The organism is Rhizobium sp. NZLR1 (assembly GCF_017357385.1).
In the GTDB taxonomy this organism is placed as follows: domain Bacteria; phylum Pseudomonadota; class Alphaproteobacteria; order Rhizobiales; family Rhizobiaceae; genus Rhizobium.
In genome coordinates this window covers 152,201-170,255 of the sequence record NZ_CP071636.1, presented here as the reverse complement: position 1 = coordinate 170,255, position 18,055 = coordinate 152,201, and the positions used below count along the sequence as shown (strand labels likewise).

Genomic DNA, 18,055 nt, shown 5'->3' with positions numbered 1-18,055 from the left:
CTTCCGGAGGGTGGATCCGGGACCAATGTGGAGGAGAAAGTAATGACACAGAATGCACTTCGATTTTCGAGTGCCCGGCGCATGGCACTTATGGCGGGCTCATGTCTTTGTATTGCGGGCGTGGCCCAAGCTGCCGATCCGCTTGTGAAGGCTTGCGCCAAGGATGGCGAATTCGTCATCGGCTTCTCGCAGGCAAACAATGCGGAGCCCTACCGCCAGCACGTCAACGATGAACTGGAAGCAGCCGCCAAGGCAGTCCCGCAGTTCACACTGCAGATTGCCGACGGGGCAGGCAACGTCAACACGCAGACGTCGCAAGTCGACAATTTCATCACCCAAAAGGTCGACCTTCTGTTGATCTCGCCTTTCGAGGCGGCCCCGCTGACACCCGCCGTCAAACGGGTTATGGACGCGGGTATCCCGGTCATCGAACTTGATCGCAAGACGAACGGTGAAGCTGGCAAGGACTACACAGCTTTCATCGGAGGCGATAACTACAAGATTGCGCTGGCGGCCGGCGAATATACCAGCAAGACGCTTCTTCCGGATGGCGGCGAGGCCGCCGTGCTGCAGGGGCTGCCCAGTTCGACACCGGCCGTCGAACGGCTCAATGGCTTCAAAGATGGCGTGAAAGCCAATTCCAAGATCCAGATCGTGGCAGAACAGGCGGCGGACTGGCTGCCGGATAAAGCGCAAACGGCGTTCGCCGCCATGCTGCAGGCCCATCCCGATATCAAGATGGTCTATGCCAGCAACGATATGATGGCGGCGGGTGCGCTGCTTGCTGCGAAAGGTGCCGGTAAGAGCGTGAAGATCATCGGCACTGACGGCTTGCCTGGGCCTGCCGGGGGAATTGAGGCGGTCGCAAAGGGCGATTGGTCCGCGACCTTTACCTATCCTACGGGAGGGAAGGAGGCGATCGACATGGCAAAGTCGATACTGCTGGACTGCGCGTCGTCTGTTGAGCCGACGGTAACGGTCGATACCACAGCCATCACGCCCGAAAACGCGAAGCAAATGATGGGCAAGTAAAGGCGCAGGCTCAACCCGGCTGGGCGTATCTGCCTAGCCGGGTCGAGCCAATCAATTGGCTGGAGCGCGTCGAGCCCTTGCTGATCTCGATGCCATCCCCTGGTGAGCCGGTTGTGGAACGCGCAAGCCTGGAGTGCTTGGGGAAGCAGGGCATGGCTATCAGCCTGCCGCTGTGAGTCCCTCGTCTTTCGCACGGCAAAATTCGATCAACTGCTCCGAGGTCATTGGTCGCGCCAGCGCGTAACCCTGCAGCAAATGGCAACCAAGATCTTTCAGGATCTTCGCATGCTCCATTGTCTCCACGCCCTCTGCGACGATGTCGATGTTCTGTGACCGGCCAATTTCTATGATCGAGGAGACCAGACGGCGTTGAGATGGAGAGGCGATAATCGGCTTGATAATTTCCCGATCGATCTTCAATCTTCGCGGCTCAAATCTCAGTAGACTGACGATACTGGCATGTTCGGTGCCGAAATCGTCGATCTCGATTTCAATGCCGAGCTCTTTGACAGCTGGAATGATGTCATTGAGAACAGGCTGAAGATGGTCGAAGGAGATTGTCTCCAGCAACTCGAAACACAGGCGGCCCCTCGCGACGGGAAGCTCGGACAGTTCCGCAAGCAGATTTGGCTGTGCCAGTCGACGCGCTGAAATGTTTACCGAGACACGCGGGATCTGCATTCCCAAGCTGTCCCATCTTGTAAGCTCGAAGAGAGCCTTTTGCAGGATCAGCCGGTCCATGTCCCCGCTACGCCCCAGCCTTTCGGCGACATCAAGAAATTTGTCTGGGCCGAGCAGACCTTTTTTCGGGTGAACCCACCGGGCAAGTGCCTCAACGCCGGCGATAGTCAATGTGTTCGCATCGAACTGCGGTTGGAAGAATGCAACGAGTTCATCGCAATCGAGGGCGTGATGAAATTCGTCCGCCAGTTCTTTCGAAAGGATCGCCGCGCTGCGAAGCTCTTCGGTGAAAACGGCGGCACGGCCGCGGCCCGTCTTCTTTGCCTCGTATAGAGCCAGGTCGGCATTCAAAAGCAATTGGCTGAGGTCTCGCCAGCCCGCCCGTGGGGTCTCCCAGGCGACACCGACGCTGGCGCCGACGACACACTCCACGCCATCAATAAAGATTGTCTGCTCGAGAGAATCGACAATCAGACTGGCTAATGCCTTTGCTTTAGGCTCGGGATTGGCATTCCAGCTGGCGAAGATGAACTCATCTCCGCCGATCCGAGCAGCGACCTCGTTTGGGCCGGCCAACCCCGCAAGGCGCGAAGCTGTTGCTTGCAAGACTGTGTCACCGCCAGCATGCCCTTTCGTGTCGTTAATCTCTTTAAATCGATCCAGGTCGATATGGATGAGTATCAGACAATCTTCTGGATCAGGTCGCGGCGGCTGCGAGATGATCTGGTCGACAAATCGTCGATTGGGAAGTCCCGTGAGGGCGTCATGCAACGACAGGTACTCCAGCCTTTGCCGTGCTCGAACGAGCTTTTTCTTGTGAAGGCGAAGCTTTTCAATCGTTCTTTGGCGTGATTTGGTCAGAAAACCGACCCAGATAATCGGCGCAACGACACATAACGACAACAAGCTCGCATAGAGCTCAAAAATGCCGATCCCGCTATTTTGGCCCCATCCGCCCTTAGGCGCCGCGACCAGGGTCCATCGTCCATAAGCCATATCGACGGACGCCTTAACCGGTTTCTTCGAAAAAGTTTGCAGGCTGCCGAGGAACACTTTTTTAGGTAAATCCGGCTCCGGCACGGTACTGATGGCAATCTCAAGGTCGGTCGATTCAAGGCCGCTTTCTCGGTAGAGCTTTGGTATATCTATCAGCCCAGACAGCAGACCCCAAAAGACCTGGCTCGTTCCGTCAGTGACATAAATTGGCCATCTGACAACGAAAGCGGTTCCACCTTGGACAAGGTCCACAGGGCCGGTCAGAACGATATTGTGGGTGTTGCGCGCCAGCATTGCGCTATCGCGTTGCTTCTCATTCGTTCGGTAATCGAGCCCGATGGCCTTTTCGTTGCCTTTTTCTGGATAAACCCATTTGACCACCATGCCGGGGGCCGCGGCGAAGCTGCGCAGTTGTGAATCGGGCTGCAGGATCTGCGCGGCAAGCTTGGAAAATTGGTTCTGGTCCATCGCCGGGTCGACCGCAATTCCAGCTGCCAGCCCTTGCAACAGCTTCACATTGCTATTGAGGTTCGTTTGAAGTCGAGATGATATGGTGGCGAGCTCACCGGCAACAATCGAGCGTTCATCGGCGAGCGATCGCTCGAGCCGCCAGTTCGTTGCAACAGAGACGACGATGATTGCAATAATTGCAGCAAATATTGCGGGAGCAAATGCGCCAGTTCGGTTTACAGCGCCCGCGAGGCTGCGCACCATGTTTGGATTTCTTCGAAACTTCATCAGGTTGCCGGTGTAGATGACAGGCCTCTACCCTTGCACAGTTTGTTTAAAGCAACGCTAAACCGCGCACACCTCGGAGCTATTGGTTTTCTTTGGCCATGATAATCTCCTGCTTCGACGCGATATCTCGGCAAGCCGAGCTCGATCCACACACAAAATCTATGGCCAACAAACCTTCGTCAGCGCCGGAGAGACTCTGGCGTGATGGGTCCACTTGATGCGGAATTCAAGCCAACGATCGGAAAAGCTCTGACAGCGACATGAAAGATGCGACCCACGTCACTTCGTGCGCAACACAACTACCCACGGTGTGAAGAGCAGCGGGTGCGTCGCATCTGCGACCCCGTTGCGTTAACGGTCAAACTGCTGCAAATGTCACCTCACTCAACGTAGGGTGGATTCATGCCGTTTCAGATTAAGCGTCTTATTCCAGAACATCTCAGCAGCGCCGCCGCCGTACTGGTAAGTGCCTATGCTCGACCTCCGTGGAACGAGGATTGGTCGCTTGAAGCGGCGGTTGAGAATGTGAAGACTGTGCTTGAAACGCCCAAATCGATTGCCCTTGCGGCCATCGAGGGAGGCAAGGTGCTAGGGGTAGCGTTGGGCATACGACAGCGGCGCCACTCCGGTCCGGTCATTTACCTGGACGAGCTTTCGGTACTGCCTGAAGCGCAGGGCGCGGGGATAGGGACAGCGCTGCTTTCGGCAATTTACGAAACAGCAATGGCCGAAGGTTGTAATAGCGTCTGGCTGGTCTCACAGCGAGAGGGTGCGTTGTCGAAATTTTATCAGCGCTGCGGGTTCGCCATTGGCGGCGATCTTGGGCTCTACTCGAAATCGGGAACTTAGCGTAGGGGGCGGTAAGGGTCTGCCACAGATGGCGCCATGCTGGCGCGGCCGAGGTCGCTGGCTTCGGGCGATCGCCCCGGTGTGCCTGTGGGAGGGAGGTTTCGGCGCAGGTCGTGATGGGACATGGATGGTCGTGGTCGCCCGCCACGGCAGGCAGATGGCCCGGACATGCCGCCGGCTATCCGAATTCCGGTGCCGCCAGCGCCTCGATACGTACGTTTTCGTACGCGAGGTTGAAAACGGAAATCCGTAGATTAGGATCGGCTGATGTAATTGGGGAGGAATACGGATGACCCAGCATTCGGGAATTACGAAGCCGGCGCTGCAGCCCGATGACGTGGCCATGCTGAAAGCTGTGCTCAGGCAATGGTGTCAGGAAAAATCATATGACATTGGCAGTCCGGCAGCGCAGCATGTTGCAAGGGAGCTTGTCTCCTGGTTCGAATGCGGCATTCGCGACCAGCAAAAGCTCAGCGGCCTGATGCGGCACATGTATCTGGAGTTGAAATTTTTTTCGATTTTCACGCATGCGCCTTGTGTAGGTTCGCGGCCAGCCATGCAATCCGGCCAGTTGGTGGCTGGATAAGAGCGGCGCAGTGCTTCGATTGGACTGGATTCCTTCGGCCTAAGCTTTCCAGATCGGCAGATCGCCCTCAGAGAGATCATCGATGACCTTCAGCCTCTGCGACAGCGCCCTAGGTGTTTGATCGTCCGCTTCCCAGGATCCGCGCTTCGATTGAATCCATCGCGAATGCCGATGACGATTGCTGGAAAACTATCACCAGCGGCGTTCGCATGAATAGAGTCCGTCTGACCGCCGGAACCAATCGGCACCGCGCGTGTTTAATTCTCGGTCGCGCGGCAATCATTCCCGCAAAGATTTGATGACCTGGCAGTCCGGTGGCGATCGCCGTTTCGTCCAACATTCAGGGGAATTCATATGGAAAACGCAGGTATCGGCTGGATTGCAGCAATCATCATTGGCGGTTTGGCAGGATGGCTCGCCGAAATGTTCATGAAGAGCAACATGGGCGTCCTCATGAACGTCTTGCTTGGCATCGTCGGCGCGATCGTCGCCAACTTCATTCTCTCGCTCTTCGGCGTCGTCCTCGGCGGATGGCTGGGATATCTCATCGCGGGCTTCGTTGGAGCCTGCATCCTCATCGCGATCGCGCGCATGGTTAGACGGACGGCCTGATCGGAGAGGCTCTCCGTCGATCTTGAGCGACGGGCGGTCCGGCCCATATCCATGGTCTATCGCCGGAAAAACGATTGCCATGCAGCGAGTGATCGCTCGCTTGGCTGCTTGGACGGCAGAGAGCGCTCCCCTAATGGGTCGAGCGCTCTCTGGCGCTTCTGTTCACGTGTCTTCTTACTTATCGATGCGCAGCATCCGGATCTTTCGACAGAACTTCGATCCGCTGCAGATCGCGCTCGCTCATCGCAATCAGTCCCATCCGCAATCTCCCAAGCGTCAATCAGACCCGGGGAGTGTGACATTCCAACTTTGCAGAAACAGGACACTTCAACTTTGCGGCTACAAAACAATGTGGCGTAATGCAGGTTATGGAACAAAAATAATTATTTTATTACAATTACATAGGCTCAAATATTCGTATTTTGCGGCCGCACGTTTGTGATGGAAGTTTCGTTTTCTGCGAGTTGGAATTCTACACTGCCTGCGTTGGATTCTGCGCCCGACGATCGACAATTTGATCGGGTGGTAGCCCGAATATGCGCTGGCGCTCGTTTTGTATCGACACGTCCGGAGACGTCTTGACGCGCGACCTTGGCGCCTGCGCCGTGTCCGAGTTCACAACATATCTCAACAATAAAGTGCAAACCGCAACTCCGAACCGCAGCATAATGCATCGGCCCCAGCCGACTTGCCGGTTTGCTGAGCTTTCTCCAATAATCGAATGACGAGGCACTTTAATGTATAAAAAGATAATCGCGTTGGCCGCCGTGACTTTATCGGCAGTGCCGGCTTTTGCCGCCGATCTCGTGGTTCAAGATCCCGCATATGTTCAACAGGAACAGACCCAGTCGGCCTTCGACTGGTCGGGGTTCTATCTTGGACTGCAAGGCGGATATACCGCGACACATGCAAGCTACCTCAGCGGTTCCGAGCAGGATCTCGATGGCGGGTCCACGGGTATTTATGGCGGATATAATTTCCAGCACGGCCCTTTCATCTTCGGTATCGAAAATGACTTCAACTACAACTGGAAGGATGGGAGTGACGTTTCCCTTAAATGGGACGGCTCGGCGCGTGGCCGCGTGGGATATGCTTTGGACCGTATGTTGATCTACGGAACCGGGGGTTTGGCCGCAGCCGGTGGAGAAGTCGACGTGCCGGGCGTTGGCAAGAAAGACGACATTCTGATTGGCTGGACCGCCGGCGCAGGTGTGGAGCGCGCCCTGACAGACAATATATTGATGCGCGCTGAATATCGTTATGACGATTTCGGGAGCAAGGATTTCGGTTCGGCGCTCGGCGATTTCGAGGTTAATCAGCAAAAGGTAACGTTCGGCACCAGCTTCAAATTCTGAGCGTAAAGTGATCACGCCTCGACGTCGGTCGAGGCGTGATCATCTGCTTTCAGGATTCCAGGGAGTCCTCCCCGATGTCTAAAGACGCGTTGATATGACAGCCTGCCGATCGGCGGCCGGAATGCGGCCGAACCGTATTTCGGGTGATGCTGTGGATTGGCATTGCAGGCAATCTCTGATCTAGTCTCCAACTCTCTCCGCCGAGCAGTTCAACTGCAGGCTCACAACATTCCAAACGAGCGAGAGCGTATTGTGATGACCACTCACCGCTTCATTCCGACGATCTTCCATAATGTCATCGGTTCATTTCCCCCGGCGCTCCATGTCGCCAGTGGCGACACGGTGATCACTGAGACGCTTGATGCCGCCGGACATGACAAGGACGGTGTCAAGCAGGCACCCGGCGGCAATCCGATGAACGGCCCGATCTTCGTGGAAGGTGCCGAGCCCGGAGATGCGCTTAAGGTCGAGATCATCAGCATGATCCCGACCAGGGACACGGGGTTTACCCGAAGCGTCGTCGCCGCCAACGTGGTCGATCCCGAGACGGTGCGTGACCTGCCGCCGCGCGATATCGCCATCTGGGCCATCGACCGCGATGCCTCGACCGTCCGGCTGTCCGAGCCGGTCGCAGGCCTCGAATATTTCGTTCTGCCGCTCGCCCCGATGATCGGCTGTTTCGGCGTGGCGCCCAGCCTCGGCCAAGCGATCTCGACCGCGACCAGCGGCGAATATGGCGGCAACATGGACTATCGACTGTTCGGTCCCGGCACCACGGTTCGCTTTCCGGTATCGGCTCCGGGCGCCTTGTTCTTTCTCGGCGATTGCCATGCCGTGCAAGGGGATGGCGAGATTGTCGGAACCGGCATCGAGACCACCTTCGAAGTCACGGTGAGGCTGACGGTGGAAAAAAAGGCCGGGCTGGTCTGGCCGCGCGGCGAAACCGCCGAGGACATCTTCACCATCGGCAACGCCCGACCCCTCGATCAGGCGCTCCAACATGCAACCAGCGAAATGTTGACCTGGCTGGCGTCGGATTATGGCTTGGACAGGACGGCGGCCAGCCATCTGCTCGGCCAGGTGGTGCGCTACGACGTCGGCAACGTCTTTGATCCGGCCTATACGATGGCTTGCCGCGTCGCCAAGAAATGGCTGGTTCGTCGATAGGTGATCGCCAGCTTATCGCGGGCGATCCAATGGGCCGGCAGCGCGTTCCTCAATCGTGCCGTGACAGGAAACCGGAAACGGTCGCCAGGCAAAGCTGTTTTTCCTCGACATGCGGCATGTGGCTGGAGTTTTCGAAGAGCACCCATTCGCAGCCCGGGACACGTTCGAGGTAGGGCCTGACCACCAGTGGCGTCGCCTCGTCGTATTTTCCCGAGATCAGCAGCGTCGGGGCTTCGATACGGTCAAGCCTGTTCTCGATCGTCCAGTCTTTCATTGTGCCGATGACGTGAAATTCGGTCGGGCCATTCATGTTGCGGTAGACGGTGTTGTCCTCGTCCATGATCGCGAAGGTCCGCGCCACTTCGGGCGGCCACGGCGACACGCGGCAGACATGGCGGTCATAAAAGACGCGCGAGGCGGCGATATAGTCCGGATCGGTGAGGCTTCCCGCCAGTTCATGCTTCAGCAGCGTGTCCTGCACCTCCTTCGGCAGTTCCTGCCTCAGCCGGTTCGCCTCCGAAACCCAGGTGTGCATGTTTGCAGGCGAGTTGGCGATGACCAGCGCCTTCAAGCCTTGCGGCCGGCGCACCGCATGTTCGGCGCCGAGCATGCCGCCCCAGGACTGGCCGAGGAAGGCATAACGATGCTGAATGCCGAGATGGGACAGCAGCGCGTCCAGCTCTTCGAGGAACAGGCCAACCGTCCAGAAATCCGGGCCTTTTTCTGGAAGTCGGGTGGAATTGCCATTGCCGAGCTGGTCGTAATGGATGACCGGGCGGCCGTCGAGGGCGGCGATATCCTTGAAGGAATCGACGTAATCATGCGTGCAGCCAGGCCCGCCATGGGCGACGACGAGGGGCAGTTTGCTGCTCTCCAGCGAGCCGGTGACGCGATACCAGGTGCGATAGTCGCGAAAGGGCAAATAGGCTTCGGTGGTCGTGACTTCGCCCATAGGCGTCTCCATCATTCAGCGGTGATGAAAAAGCATAACGCGGCGGCAACGGCGAAGGCAGCTATCACAAGTTATAGGGTGGCCAGGGTTGGGTCGGCCGGTCTTCGAGCAGGCGGTAATGGGTAGCGCGCACCACGGCCTGGGTGCGGTTGCGGGCGCCGAGTTTCTTGGTTGCGGCGTTCAGATGCATGACGACAGTCGGGACGGAACGGTCGATGATGCGGGAAATTTCCTTGGCTGAATAACCTTCCGCCGAATGGCGCAGGCATTCACGTTCGCGTTCGGTCAGGCGGATCGTGCCGACGCTCTTCGCCCGCGTGTCGAACAGCGAATAGGCGGTCTCATGGAAGACATGGGCCAGCAGATTGAAGTCGGCGATATAGCGCAGGGCGTGCCGTTCGAAATCGCTATTGCGGCCGAAGCGGATACCGGTGACCGTCGCATAGTCGCCGCGTGGCATGTGAACCGGGACGGTGACGCCGGTCGACATGTCGCGTTCACGCAAATAGCGCGTCACCGGCGCGGTGGCCTCGCTCATGAAACGCCTGATCAACGTATCGGCGTCGGCGTCATAGTTCCAGAAGAAGGGTGCGGAGGTGCGCAGCGCCACCTGCTGCACCGGATCGATACGGAAATAGCCGCGATCGAACCAGTAGTCGTGCATGTCGTCTGATATATTCCTGAGCTTCAGCAGCGAGGGTATCATGATGGCGCCGTCGAGATCGTAGGGCACCGGCGTATAGTCATAGATCAGCGCTTCGAAGCCGATCTGCTGCATCGCCTCGAAGGCCTGGTCGATCCGGCCGTCCAGCGTTTCATGCGCTGTAAACCGCCGTCTGATCGTTCCGATATCGTCAAGCATGATTTGCTCCCAGGTACGGCGTACTGCCCACCCTATCACTTCTTATAGCTGGCACGGAATGCGGTTTAAGGTAAAAATTTAGCCGTGCCCAATTATTGAGCAAGTGAAATCTTCTGGCGGAGCGATCAATGTGGCGTGAAATACGGCCGGACGAGCGATTCGAGATCGATGTCGATGGCTATCGCGTCGTTGCTTATAGTTTCGGGACCGGCAGCGAGACGGTTTTCTGCCTGAACGGCGGGCCGGGCCTGCCCTGCGACTACCTGCGCGAGGCGCATTCCTGTCTCATCGACAAGGGCTATCGCGTCGTTGCCTTCGACCAGCTCGGTACCGGCGCCTCCGACCGGCCGGCCGATCTCTCGCTCTGGACGATCGGCCGTTATGTCGAGGAGACGGAGACGGTGCGCAAGGCGCTGGGCCTCGGCAAGGTCCACATGCTCGGCCATTCCTGGGGCGGGTGGCTGGCGATCGAATATGCTCTGACCTATCCCGAAAACCTCAAGACGCTGATCCTCGAAGATACCGTAGCCGACATGCCGCATCTGATCTCGGAACTGGAACGGCTACGCGCCGCGCTTGGTCCAGAAACCGTGTCGATGATGCAGAAGCACGAGGCGCAAGGCACCTACAATCACCCCGAATATCTCGCTGCCGTCACCATTCTGAATTATCGGCATGTCTGCCGTCTGCCGGAATGGCCGGCGCCGGTGCGCCGCTCGCTCGACGATTGGAACATGGCGCCCTACGAGACGATGCAGGGGCCGAACGAGTTTCTCTACATCGGAAACCTCAAGGATTGGAACCGCATCCCAGATCTGCCGCGGCTGATGCTGCCGGTGCTCATCACGACGGGAGAGCATGATGAGCTGACCCCGGCCTGTGCGCTCAGGATGAAGCTTGCGCTGCCGAATGCCGAACTCAAGGTATTTGCCAACGCCAGCCACATGCCGTTTTATGAGAATCCGCAGGATTATTATCCGGCGCTTCTCGATTTTCTCGCCCGGCACAAGGCAGCCTGATGCAAAGTAAAGCGGCTAACCCGACGAAGAAAGAGGGGCGATCGCCTTCATGCATCGCTATAGATTCGTTCTGACCCGACCGCTGCAGTTCCTGCCGGTCATTTTTGGCATCAGCGTCATCACTTTTATTCTGGTCCGGTTGATCCCAGGCGATCCGGCGCGCAACATCCTCGGCACGCGCGCGACACCGGCAGCTCTTGCCAGCATCCGCGCCCAGTACGGCCTCGATCAGCCGATGTGGCTGCAATATGTTTATTTCCTCAAGAACCTTGCCAATGGCGAGATGGGCAAGTCGATCCTTTACAAGATCGACGTGCTGAAGCTGATCGTCACCCGCATCGAGCCGACGCTTGCGCTGGTCGTTTCCAGCGTCGTGCTTTCGGTCCTGATTGCGGTGCCGATGTCGGCGATCGCCGCCCGCAATGCCGGCCGGGCGCCCGATCATGCGGTGCGCATCGTCTCGACATTCGGCATCGGCTTTCCGCCCTTCTGGCTGGGGCTGATGCTGATTATCCTGTTTAGCGTCGAACTCGGCGTGCTGCCGGTTTCCGGTTATGGCGCGACGATCGGTGAGAAGCTGTCGCATCTCGTGCTGCCGAGCCTGACGGTCGCCCTGTCGCTCTCGACCGTGCTGACGCGCAGCCTGCGGGCGGCGATGATCGAGCAGCTGAAATCGGATGTGGCGACGGCAGCGCGCGCCCGTGGCATGCCGGAGGGGATCGTCTTCTGGCGGCATGTGCTGCCGAACTCGCTGGTGCCGACGATCAACCTGCTTGCCGTCAACATCGGCTGGCTGATCGGCGGCACGGTGGTGGTCGAGACCGTCTTTGCGCTGCCCGGCATGGGGCAGCTGCTCGTCAGGGCGATCTTTTCACGCGATTACATGGTGGTCCAGGGCGTCGCCATGGTCTTTGCCTGCGCCACCGTGCTCATCAACTTCATCGCCGACATCGTTACCGTCACCGTCGATCCGAGGGTGAGGCTATGAGCATCGAAGCAATCGCCCCAGCATCCCTCGGTTGGCACCGGTTCTTCAGACGGCGGCTGATGCTTGCCGTCGGTGCGGGCATATTGCTGTTCTTCGTCCTGCTGGCGATCGGCGCGCCTGTTATCGCGCCCTACGACCCGATCATGCAGAACGCCGAGGTGCGCCTGCAGGCGCCTTCCCTGTTACATCCGTTCGGCACCGACAATTTCGGCCGCGATATCCTCTCGCGCGTCCTCTGGGGCGCCCGCCTCGATCTGCAGATGGCGCTGATCGGCGTCATCTTCCCCTTCCTGATCGGCACGACGGTCGGCACGATCGCCGGCTTCTTCGGCGGCATCGTCGATGCGCTGTTCATGCGCCTCGTCGATATCATTCTCGCCTTCCCTTTCCTCGTGCTGATGCTGTCGATCATCGCAATCCTCGGCCCTGGCCTCGGCAGCTTCTATATCGCCATGGCACTGGTCGGCTGGGTTTCCTACGCGAGGCTGATCCGGGCGCAGATGCTGGTGCTGAAAAGCAGCGACTACGCCGTTGCCGCCGTCAGCCTCGGCTTCAGCCGCTCGCGCATCATGTTCCGCCACCTGCTGCCGAACGCGATCGCCGGTTCGATCGTCTTTTCGATGTCCGATGCTACGCTCGTACTGCTCAGCGGCGCTGCCGTCAGTTATCTCGGCCTCGGCGTCCAGCCGCCGGTGGCCGAATGGGGTGTCATGGTCGCGGAAGGACAGAGCTTCATCACCACCGCCTGGTGGATCACGCTGTTTCCCGGCCTCTCCATCGTCTGCCTTGCTTTCGGCTTCAGCATGCTGGGCGACGCTCTCGGCGAACTGCTCGGAGTGCACGAATGAGCGGCTCCGTGCTGTCCGTCCGCGATCTCACAGTACGCGTCCATCTCGATTCCGGCCCGCGCACGCTGCTCGATGCGGTCTCGCTCGATCTCGGCAAAGGTGAGATCCTCGGACTCGTCGGCGAGAGCGGCTCGGGCAAGAGCCTGTTCTGCCGTTCGCTGGTGCGGCTGCTGCCCTCCTCGCTGTTGAAGATCGAAAGCGGCTCGGTGCTGCTTGAAGGGCGCGACCTCATGCGGGTCGACGACGGCGAGATGCTGAAGGTGCGCGGCGGCGAGATCGGCATGATCTTCCAGAACCCGACCAGTCATCTCGACCCGGTGATGCGGATCGGCGACCAGATCGCCGAGGGCATCCGCTATCATCAACGCCTCGGCGTCCGCGAAGCCCGCGCTGCTGCGACGGAAATCCTCGCGCAGGTCGGCTTCCCCGATCCGGTGCGCCAGTATGACAGCTATCCGCACGAATTTTCCGGCGGCATGCGGCAGCGGGCGATGATCGGCGTTGCTCTGTCCTGCAACCCGAAGATCCTGATCGCTGACGAGCCGACGACGGCGCTCGACGTGACCATCCAGGCGCAGATCCTGCGACTGTTGATGGAGATACGCGACCGGCGCGGGCTGTCGATCATTCTGATTACACACGATCTCGGCATCGTTGCCCAAAGCTGCGACCGCATCGCCGTGCTGCGCGACGGCAAGCTCCTCGAAGAGGGGCCGAAGCGGACGATCCTGGCGCGGCCGCAGCATCCCTATACGATCAACCTGATCAACAGCCACCCTTCCCTGCCCGGCGCGACGCCCGCGCCGCTGTTGGGCATTGCCGCGGCCAGCCCACCGGCGCGGCCACTGCTCGAAATCGACGATCTGCATGTGCGGTTCAGAGCCGGCGGCAGCCTGTTCAAGGGCGGTGGCAAGACGGTCAGCGCCGTTGCCGGCGTCAGCCTGCAGATCATGCCGGGCGAGACGGTCGGCATCGTCGGCGAATCCGGCAGCGGCAAGAGCACGCTTGCCCGCGCCGTGCTCGGCCTCACACCGCTTTCCTCAGGCCACGTCACCTTCGACGGCGTCGATCTGGCCCTGCAGAAAAGCGCCGGCCTGGCAAAACTCCGGCGCGAGACGGCGATGGTCTTCCAGGATCCCTACAATGCGCTCAATCCGCGGCTGACGATCGGGCAGATGCTGTCCGAGGTGCTGAAGGTGCAGGGCAAGGTCGCCAGGGCCGATATCCCGGCGCGGATCGACGCGCTGCTCGATCTGGTTGGCCTCGAACGCGAATTCGCCGGCCGCAAACCGCGCAGCATGAGCGGCGGCCAATGCCAGCGCGCCGGTATCGCCCGGGCGCTCGCCGTCAACCCGAAGCTGATCATCGCCGATGAATGCGTCGCCGCGCTCGACGTCACCATCCAGGCGCAGATCATCGAGCTGTTCCGCGAACTCACCGCGAGGATGAACCTCACGCTGATCTTCATCGCCCATGATCTGGCGATCGTCCGCAATCTCTGCGAACGCGTCGTCGTGATGTATCGCGGCGAGATCGTCGAGCAAGGCCGGTCCGAAGAGGTCTTCGCGCGGCCGAGCCATGCCTATACGGCGGCGCTGATCGCGGCCATTCCCGACATCGATCCTGATACGCCGCTGCTGCAAGGCGCCGGCGGCCGGGACGATCAGCAAGCGGTGCCGATCCAACCCATCAAACGAATGCCATAACAACGAAGGGAACGAATTCATGACAAACAGATGGAAATCAATCGGGCTTGCAGCCCTGCTCGCCGGCCTGACACTCAGCACAAGCTATGCCGAGGCCGCCGGTGTGCTGACCATCGGCCGCCGCGAGGACTCGACGACATTCGATCCGATCAAAACAGCCCAGAACATCGACAACTGGGTGTTCTCAAACGTCTACGACGTGCTGATCCGCGTCGACAAGACAGGCACCAAGCTGGAACCGGGCCTTGCCGAAAGCTGGACTGCCTCGGACGACGGACTGACCTATACGTTCAAGATCCGCGACGCGAAATTCTCCGACGGTTCGCCGCTGACGGCGGAAGACGCCGCCTTCAGCCTGTTGCGCATCCGCGACGATGCTGCCTCGCTCTGGAGCGATTCCTACAAGGTGATCGACACGGCGGTCGCGACCGATGCGCATACGCTGACGATCAAGCTGAAAAACCCGTCCGCGCCGTTCCTTTCGACGCTGGCGCTGCCAAATGCTTCGGTCATTTCCAAGAAGGGCATGGAATCGCTTGGTGCCGACGCCTATGCCGAAAAGCCGATCGCATCCGGCGCGTTCACCGTCGAGGAATGGCGCCGCGGCGACCGTATCATCTTGAAGAAGAACCCGAACTTCTGGCAGGCCGACCGCGTCAAGCTCGACGGCGTCGAATGGATCTCCGTGCCCGACGACAATACCCGCATGCTGAACGTCCAGGCCGGTGAGCTGGATGCGGCGATCTTCGTTCCCTTCTCCCGTGTCGAGGAGCTGAAGAAGGATCCAAACCTCAACGTCGATATCGACGCCTCGACCCGTGAGGATCATCTGCTGATCAACCATGCGCATGGAGCGCTCGGCAAGAAGGAAGTCCGCCAGGCGCTGGATCTGGCGATCGACAAGAAGGCGATCGTCGATACCGTCACCTTCGGCCAGGGCACGGTCGCCAATTCCTACATTCCGAAGGGGGCTCTCTATTATTTCGCCGACAATCTGCAGCGGCCTTATGATCCGGCAAAGGCTAAGGAGATGCTGGCGGCCGCCGGCGCCTCCGACCTGACGCTGAATTACTTGGTCCGCGCCGGCGACGAAGTCGATGAACAGACGGCCGTGCTGGTCCAGCAGCAGCTGCAGAAGGCCGGCATCACCGCCAATCTGCAGAAGGTCGATCCGAGCCAGGAATGGGATATGACCGTTGCCGGCGACTACGACGTCTCGGTCAACTACTGGACCAACGACATTCTCGATCCGGACCAGAAGACCACCTTCGTGCTCGGCCACGATTCCAACAACAATTATTCGACCAACTACAAGAACGAGGCGGTGAAGGAACTGGTCGCCAAGGCGCGTCTCGAGCTTGACCCGAAGAAGCGCCAGGAGATGTATGTCGATCTGCAGAAGATGGCCAAGGACGACGTCAACTGGATCGACCTCTATTACAGCCCCTATATCAACGTCACGCGCAAGAATATCGAGAACTTCTACCAGAACCCGCTCGGCCGATTCTTCCTGGAGGATACCGTCAAGAACTGAGTTTTGGCCCACGCTCCGTCGCCTCTGGGCGGCGGAGCATCATCCATTTCAGAGGAAGCGAAAGTCGCGGCGGTTGCTTAACTGGCGACCGCGAGTTTGTCTTGCGTCCTCGTCTCGAAATCGCTGGCGTCGTGACGCTCATGCAACTGGCTCGACGGCTCGCCGGAGGTCCGGTTGACCATTCGCCCGCGTTTTACTGCCGGGCGGTCGCCGATTGCGTCGGCCCAGCGCTGGACGTTCATATAGTCCTCGACCTGCAGGAATTCGGCGGCTCCATAGGTCAAGCCCTTCACCAGGCCGCCATACCAAGGCCAGACGGCAATATCGGCGATCGTATATTGGCTGCCGGCCAGATACTCGCTTTCAGCGAGGCGACGATCGAGCACGTCGAGCTGGCGCTTCACTTCCATGGCGAAACGGTCGATGGCATATTCGATCTTCGTCGGCGCATAGGCGTAGAAATGGCCGAAACCGCCGCCGAGATAGGGTGCGCTTCCCATCTGCCAAAACAGCCATGACAGGCATTCGGCGCGCTCGCCCGGTGCGGTCGGCAGGAAAGCCCCGAACTTTTCGGCGAGATAGGTCAGGATGGCGCCGGATTCGAAGACGCGGATCGGCGTTTCGCCGCTGCGATCCATCAGCGCCGGGATCTTCGAGTTGGGATTGACGGCGACGAAGCCGCTGCCGAACTGGTCGCCATCGCCGATCCGGATCAGCCAGGCGTCGTACTCCGCACCGCTATGGCCAAGCGCCAGCAACTCCTCGAGCATGATCGTGACCTTCTGGCCGTTCGGCGTTCCGAGCGAATAAAGCTGCAGCGGATGGCGACCGATCGGAAGCTCCTTGTCATGCGTCGGGCCTGCTATCGGGCGGTTGATGCTGGCGAACTGGCCGCCATTCGCCTTATTCCAGGTCCAGACCTTCGGGGGGTATACTCGGAAGAACCGCTCATATTTCAAACTCCTGGCATTGGTCGGATAGGTTGCGACGTCCGTTTGGCCGACGCATTTTTCCTGACATAGCAGAGGCAATGAGGTTTGTCAGAGGTGTCGGAACGGCTTCACATAATCGTCAGAGCGTTGGCTAAGAGATGCTGCCGCCCCCGATATTCGGCGCAGCGACGATTGCTTGACCGCCGTGCTCAGCCGCCGGTTTCCGCGGTCGCGAGGATCTCATCCAACTGTCCGACGAGGAGACGGCTACCCTCAACATCGCCAGCCATCCTGGCAAAGACGTCCGCCATGCCCCGAAAAATCCCCGCCGCCGGATCATCCTCTCCAAGGAAATCGGCGATCTCCTGCATTTCGGCAACCCATCGATAGGCTTTCGGATACATATCCGGAATGGATTTCGACAGCTTGCGGTCGACGTCCGGAAGGCTTTCGGCGAGTTCGGCCTTCAGGCTTTCGGCAGCACCCGAGCGCGATGCGGCAAGCAGCATCGCCGCGCCGAGGCCGACAAAGCCCTTGTTGATGCCGGCATAACACATCTTCAGCGCCGAGGCCGCGCCGAGCGGTCCATCGAGCCTGCGGATTTTGAGGCCGCATTCTTCGAGCAGCCTGGTTCGCGCCGCTGTATCGCCGCTGATATAGAGGGTCGGACCTGATTTGCCGGGAACCGGCGGCCCGCCGATGATCGCGCCATCCAACACTTCCACGCCGCTGCCGCCGAACCGTGCCGCCACTGCCTGCATTGTTTTCGGCGCAATTGCATTGAGGTCGATGAAAGGCGGCGGCGCCTGCACCCCCGGCAATATCTCCGCGACGAGCCCGGCAACCCCGATCGCTTCCGCCGGCGGAACGATCGACAGGATGATCTCTGCCTTCGCCAGCTCCTGGCGGCCGACCGGCACCATGCCGGCCGCCTTAGCCCGCGCGATCGTCTGCTCGCTGCGGCCTTCGAGACAGGTCAGCACGGTGGCGCCGTGATCGACCAGCCGTTTGGCGACCGCGCTTCCCATTGCGCCCGCTCCGATGATTGCAAAAGTCTGCATGTGAACCTCGATCAGTAACGACGTCACGATAGAGCTATTGCCGATGGCCATGCCGTCAATCGTGACGACCCCCAAAATTCTATTTTGAAGCGAACGGCCGCTTCCTGGACGCGATCATTGCGCTATTTCGGCGTTTC

Annotated in this window: 15 protein-coding genes and 1 pseudogene; 11 read left to right on the top strand and 5 right to left on the bottom strand. The window is 59.5% G+C overall.

Translation table 11 applies throughout. The features are described from left to right. Positions 1-42 precede the first annotated feature (42 nt). The gene (locus J3O30_RS31350; RefSeq protein WP_207585926.1) at positions 43-1,032 is read left to right on the top strand and encodes a substrate-binding domain-containing protein; all 990 of its coding nucleotides are present in this window, start codon (positions 43-45) and stop codon (positions 1,030-1,032) included. A gap of 159 nt (positions 1,033-1,191) precedes the next feature. Here J3O30_RS31350 and J3O30_RS31345 read toward each other — a convergent pair whose 3' ends face one another. Continuing rightward, on the bottom strand, positions 1,192-3,447 hold the full coding sequence (locus tag J3O30_RS31345) for an EAL domain-containing protein (protein WP_207585729.1): 2,256 nt from the start codon (positions 3,445-3,447) through the stop codon (positions 1,192-1,194). A 402-nt stretch (positions 3,448-3,849) separates the two neighbouring features. On the opposite strand from J3O30_RS31345, the gene J3O30_RS31340 reads away from it, so the two are divergent. The 5 genes from J3O30_RS31340 to J3O30_RS31320 all read left to right on the top strand — a co-directional run bounded on the left by J3O30_RS31340 (position 3,850) and on the right by J3O30_RS31320 (position 8,016). Further along, the gene (locus J3O30_RS31340) at positions 3,850-4,296 is read left to right on the top strand and encodes a GNAT family N-acetyltransferase (protein WP_207585728.1); all 447 of its coding nucleotides are present in this window, start codon (positions 3,850-3,852) and stop codon (positions 4,294-4,296) included. 289 nt (positions 4,297-4,585) lie between these two features. After that, positions 4,586-4,882, top strand: coding sequence for a hypothetical protein (locus J3O30_RS31335; RefSeq protein WP_207585727.1), 297 nt, complete (start codon positions 4,586-4,588; stop codon positions 4,880-4,882). Positions 4,883-5,236: 354 nt separating this feature from the next. Continuing rightward, positions 5,237-5,494, top strand: coding sequence for a GlsB/YeaQ/YmgE family stress response membrane protein (locus tag J3O30_RS31330; RefSeq protein ID WP_007637043.1), 258 nt, complete (start codon positions 5,237-5,239; stop codon positions 5,492-5,494). Positions 5,495-6,231: 737 nt separating this feature from the next. Beyond that, positions 6,232-6,849 carry an outer membrane protein gene (locus J3O30_RS31325; protein WP_207585726.1) on the top strand — a complete coding sequence of 206 codons (618 nt, stop codon included), beginning with the start codon at positions 6,232-6,234 and terminating at the stop codon, positions 6,847-6,849. 255 nt (positions 6,850-7,104) lie between these two features. Then, entirely contained in the window at positions 7,105-8,016 is a 912-nt protein-coding gene (locus tag J3O30_RS31320) for an acetamidase/formamidase family protein (protein ID WP_207585725.1), read from the top strand. Positions 8,017-8,065: 49 nt separating this feature from the next. Here J3O30_RS31320 and J3O30_RS31315 read toward each other — a convergent pair whose 3' ends face one another. Beyond that, positions 8,066-8,968 (bottom strand): proline iminopeptidase-family hydrolase, encoded by a 903-nt coding sequence (locus tag J3O30_RS31315; protein WP_207585724.1) that lies wholly within the window; start codon positions 8,966-8,968, stop codon positions 8,066-8,068. 64 nt (positions 8,969-9,032) lie between these two features. Further along, entirely contained in the window at positions 9,033-9,830 is a 798-nt protein-coding gene (locus tag J3O30_RS31310) for a LuxR family transcriptional regulator (protein ID WP_207585723.1), read from the bottom strand. Between the two features lie 128 nt (positions 9,831-9,958). Between J3O30_RS31310 and J3O30_RS31305 the strand changes: the two genes are divergently transcribed. Genes J3O30_RS31305 through J3O30_RS31285 form a run of 5 tightly spaced genes read left to right on the top strand, consistent with a single transcriptional unit; the run spans position 9,959 to position 15,925 of the window. Further along, positions 9,959-10,849 carry a proline iminopeptidase-family hydrolase gene (locus tag J3O30_RS31305; RefSeq protein WP_207585722.1) on the top strand — a complete coding sequence of 297 codons (891 nt, stop codon included), beginning with the start codon at positions 9,959-9,961 and terminating at the stop codon, positions 10,847-10,849. Between the two features lie 49 nt (positions 10,850-10,898). Beyond that, positions 10,899-11,837 carry an ABC transporter permease gene (locus J3O30_RS31300; protein WP_207585721.1) on the top strand — a complete coding sequence of 313 codons (939 nt, stop codon included), beginning with the start codon at positions 10,899-10,901 and terminating at the stop codon, positions 11,835-11,837. After that, on the top strand, positions 11,834-12,685 hold the full coding sequence (locus tag J3O30_RS31295; protein ID WP_207585720.1) for an ABC transporter permease: 852 nt from the start codon (positions 11,834-11,836) through the stop codon (positions 12,683-12,685). Before J3O30_RS31300 ends, J3O30_RS31295 begins: the two co-directional genes overlap by 4 nt. Then, the gene (locus J3O30_RS31290; RefSeq protein ID WP_207585719.1) at positions 12,682-14,391 is read left to right on the top strand and encodes an ABC transporter ATP-binding protein; all 1,710 of its coding nucleotides are present in this window, start codon (positions 12,682-12,684) and stop codon (positions 14,389-14,391) included. Before J3O30_RS31295 ends, J3O30_RS31290 begins: the two co-directional genes overlap by 4 nt. 19 nt (positions 14,392-14,410) lie before the next feature. Beyond that, entirely contained in the window at positions 14,411-15,925 is a 1,515-nt protein-coding gene (locus J3O30_RS31285; protein WP_207585718.1) for an ABC transporter substrate-binding protein, read from the top strand. Positions 15,926-16,002: 77 nt separating this feature from the next. On the opposite strand, the pseudogene yghU reads toward J3O30_RS31285, so the two are convergent. Next, positions 16,003-16,877, bottom strand: a pseudogene (gene yghU, locus J3O30_RS31280) (glutathione-dependent disulfide-bond oxidoreductase). 189 nt (positions 16,878-17,066) lie between these two features. After that, entirely contained in the window at positions 17,067-17,918 is an 852-nt protein-coding gene (locus J3O30_RS31275) for an NAD(P)-dependent oxidoreductase (RefSeq protein ID WP_246762903.1), read from the bottom strand. Positions 17,919-18,055: the final 137 nt, after the last annotated feature.

Coding starts and splice junctions, on each gene's coding strand:
- J3O30_RS31350 (WP_207585926.1), top strand. CDS start 43: ATGACACAGAATGCACTTCGATTTTCGAGTGCCCGGCGCATGGCACTT.
- J3O30_RS31345 (WP_207585729.1), bottom strand. CDS start 3,447: ATGAAGTTTCGAAGAAATCCAAACATGGTGCGCAGCCTCGCGGGCGCT.
- J3O30_RS31340 (WP_207585728.1), top strand. CDS start 3,850: ATGCCGTTTCAGATTAAGCGTCTTATTCCAGAACATCTCAGCAGCGCC.
- J3O30_RS31335 (WP_207585727.1), top strand. CDS start 4,586: ATGACCCAGCATTCGGGAATTACGAAGCCGGCGCTGCAGCCCGATGAC.
- J3O30_RS31330 (WP_007637043.1), top strand. CDS start 5,237: ATGGAAAACGCAGGTATCGGCTGGATTGCAGCAATCATCATTGGCGGT.
- J3O30_RS31325 (WP_207585726.1), top strand. CDS start 6,232: ATGTATAAAAAGATAATCGCGTTGGCCGCCGTGACTTTATCGGCAGTG.
- J3O30_RS31320 (WP_207585725.1), top strand. CDS start 7,105: ATGACCACTCACCGCTTCATTCCGACGATCTTCCATAATGTCATCGGT.
- J3O30_RS31315 (WP_207585724.1), bottom strand. CDS start 8,968: ATGGGCGAAGTCACGACCACCGAAGCCTATTTGCCCTTTCGCGACTAT.
- J3O30_RS31310 (WP_207585723.1), bottom strand. CDS start 9,830: ATGCTTGACGATATCGGAACGATCAGACGGCGGTTTACAGCGCATGAA.
- J3O30_RS31305 (WP_207585722.1), top strand. CDS start 9,959: ATGTGGCGTGAAATACGGCCGGACGAGCGATTCGAGATCGATGTCGAT.
- J3O30_RS31300 (WP_207585721.1), top strand. CDS start 10,899: ATGCATCGCTATAGATTCGTTCTGACCCGACCGCTGCAGTTCCTGCCG.
- J3O30_RS31295 (WP_207585720.1), top strand. CDS start 11,834: ATGAGCATCGAAGCAATCGCCCCAGCATCCCTCGGTTGGCACCGGTTC.
- J3O30_RS31290 (WP_207585719.1), top strand. CDS start 12,682: ATGAGCGGCTCCGTGCTGTCCGTCCGCGATCTCACAGTACGCGTCCAT.
- J3O30_RS31285 (WP_207585718.1), top strand. CDS start 14,411: ATGACAAACAGATGGAAATCAATCGGGCTTGCAGCCCTGCTCGCCGGC.
- J3O30_RS31275 (WP_246762903.1), bottom strand. CDS start 17,918: ATGCAGACTTTTGCAATCATCGGAGCGGGCGCAATGGGAAGCGCGGTC.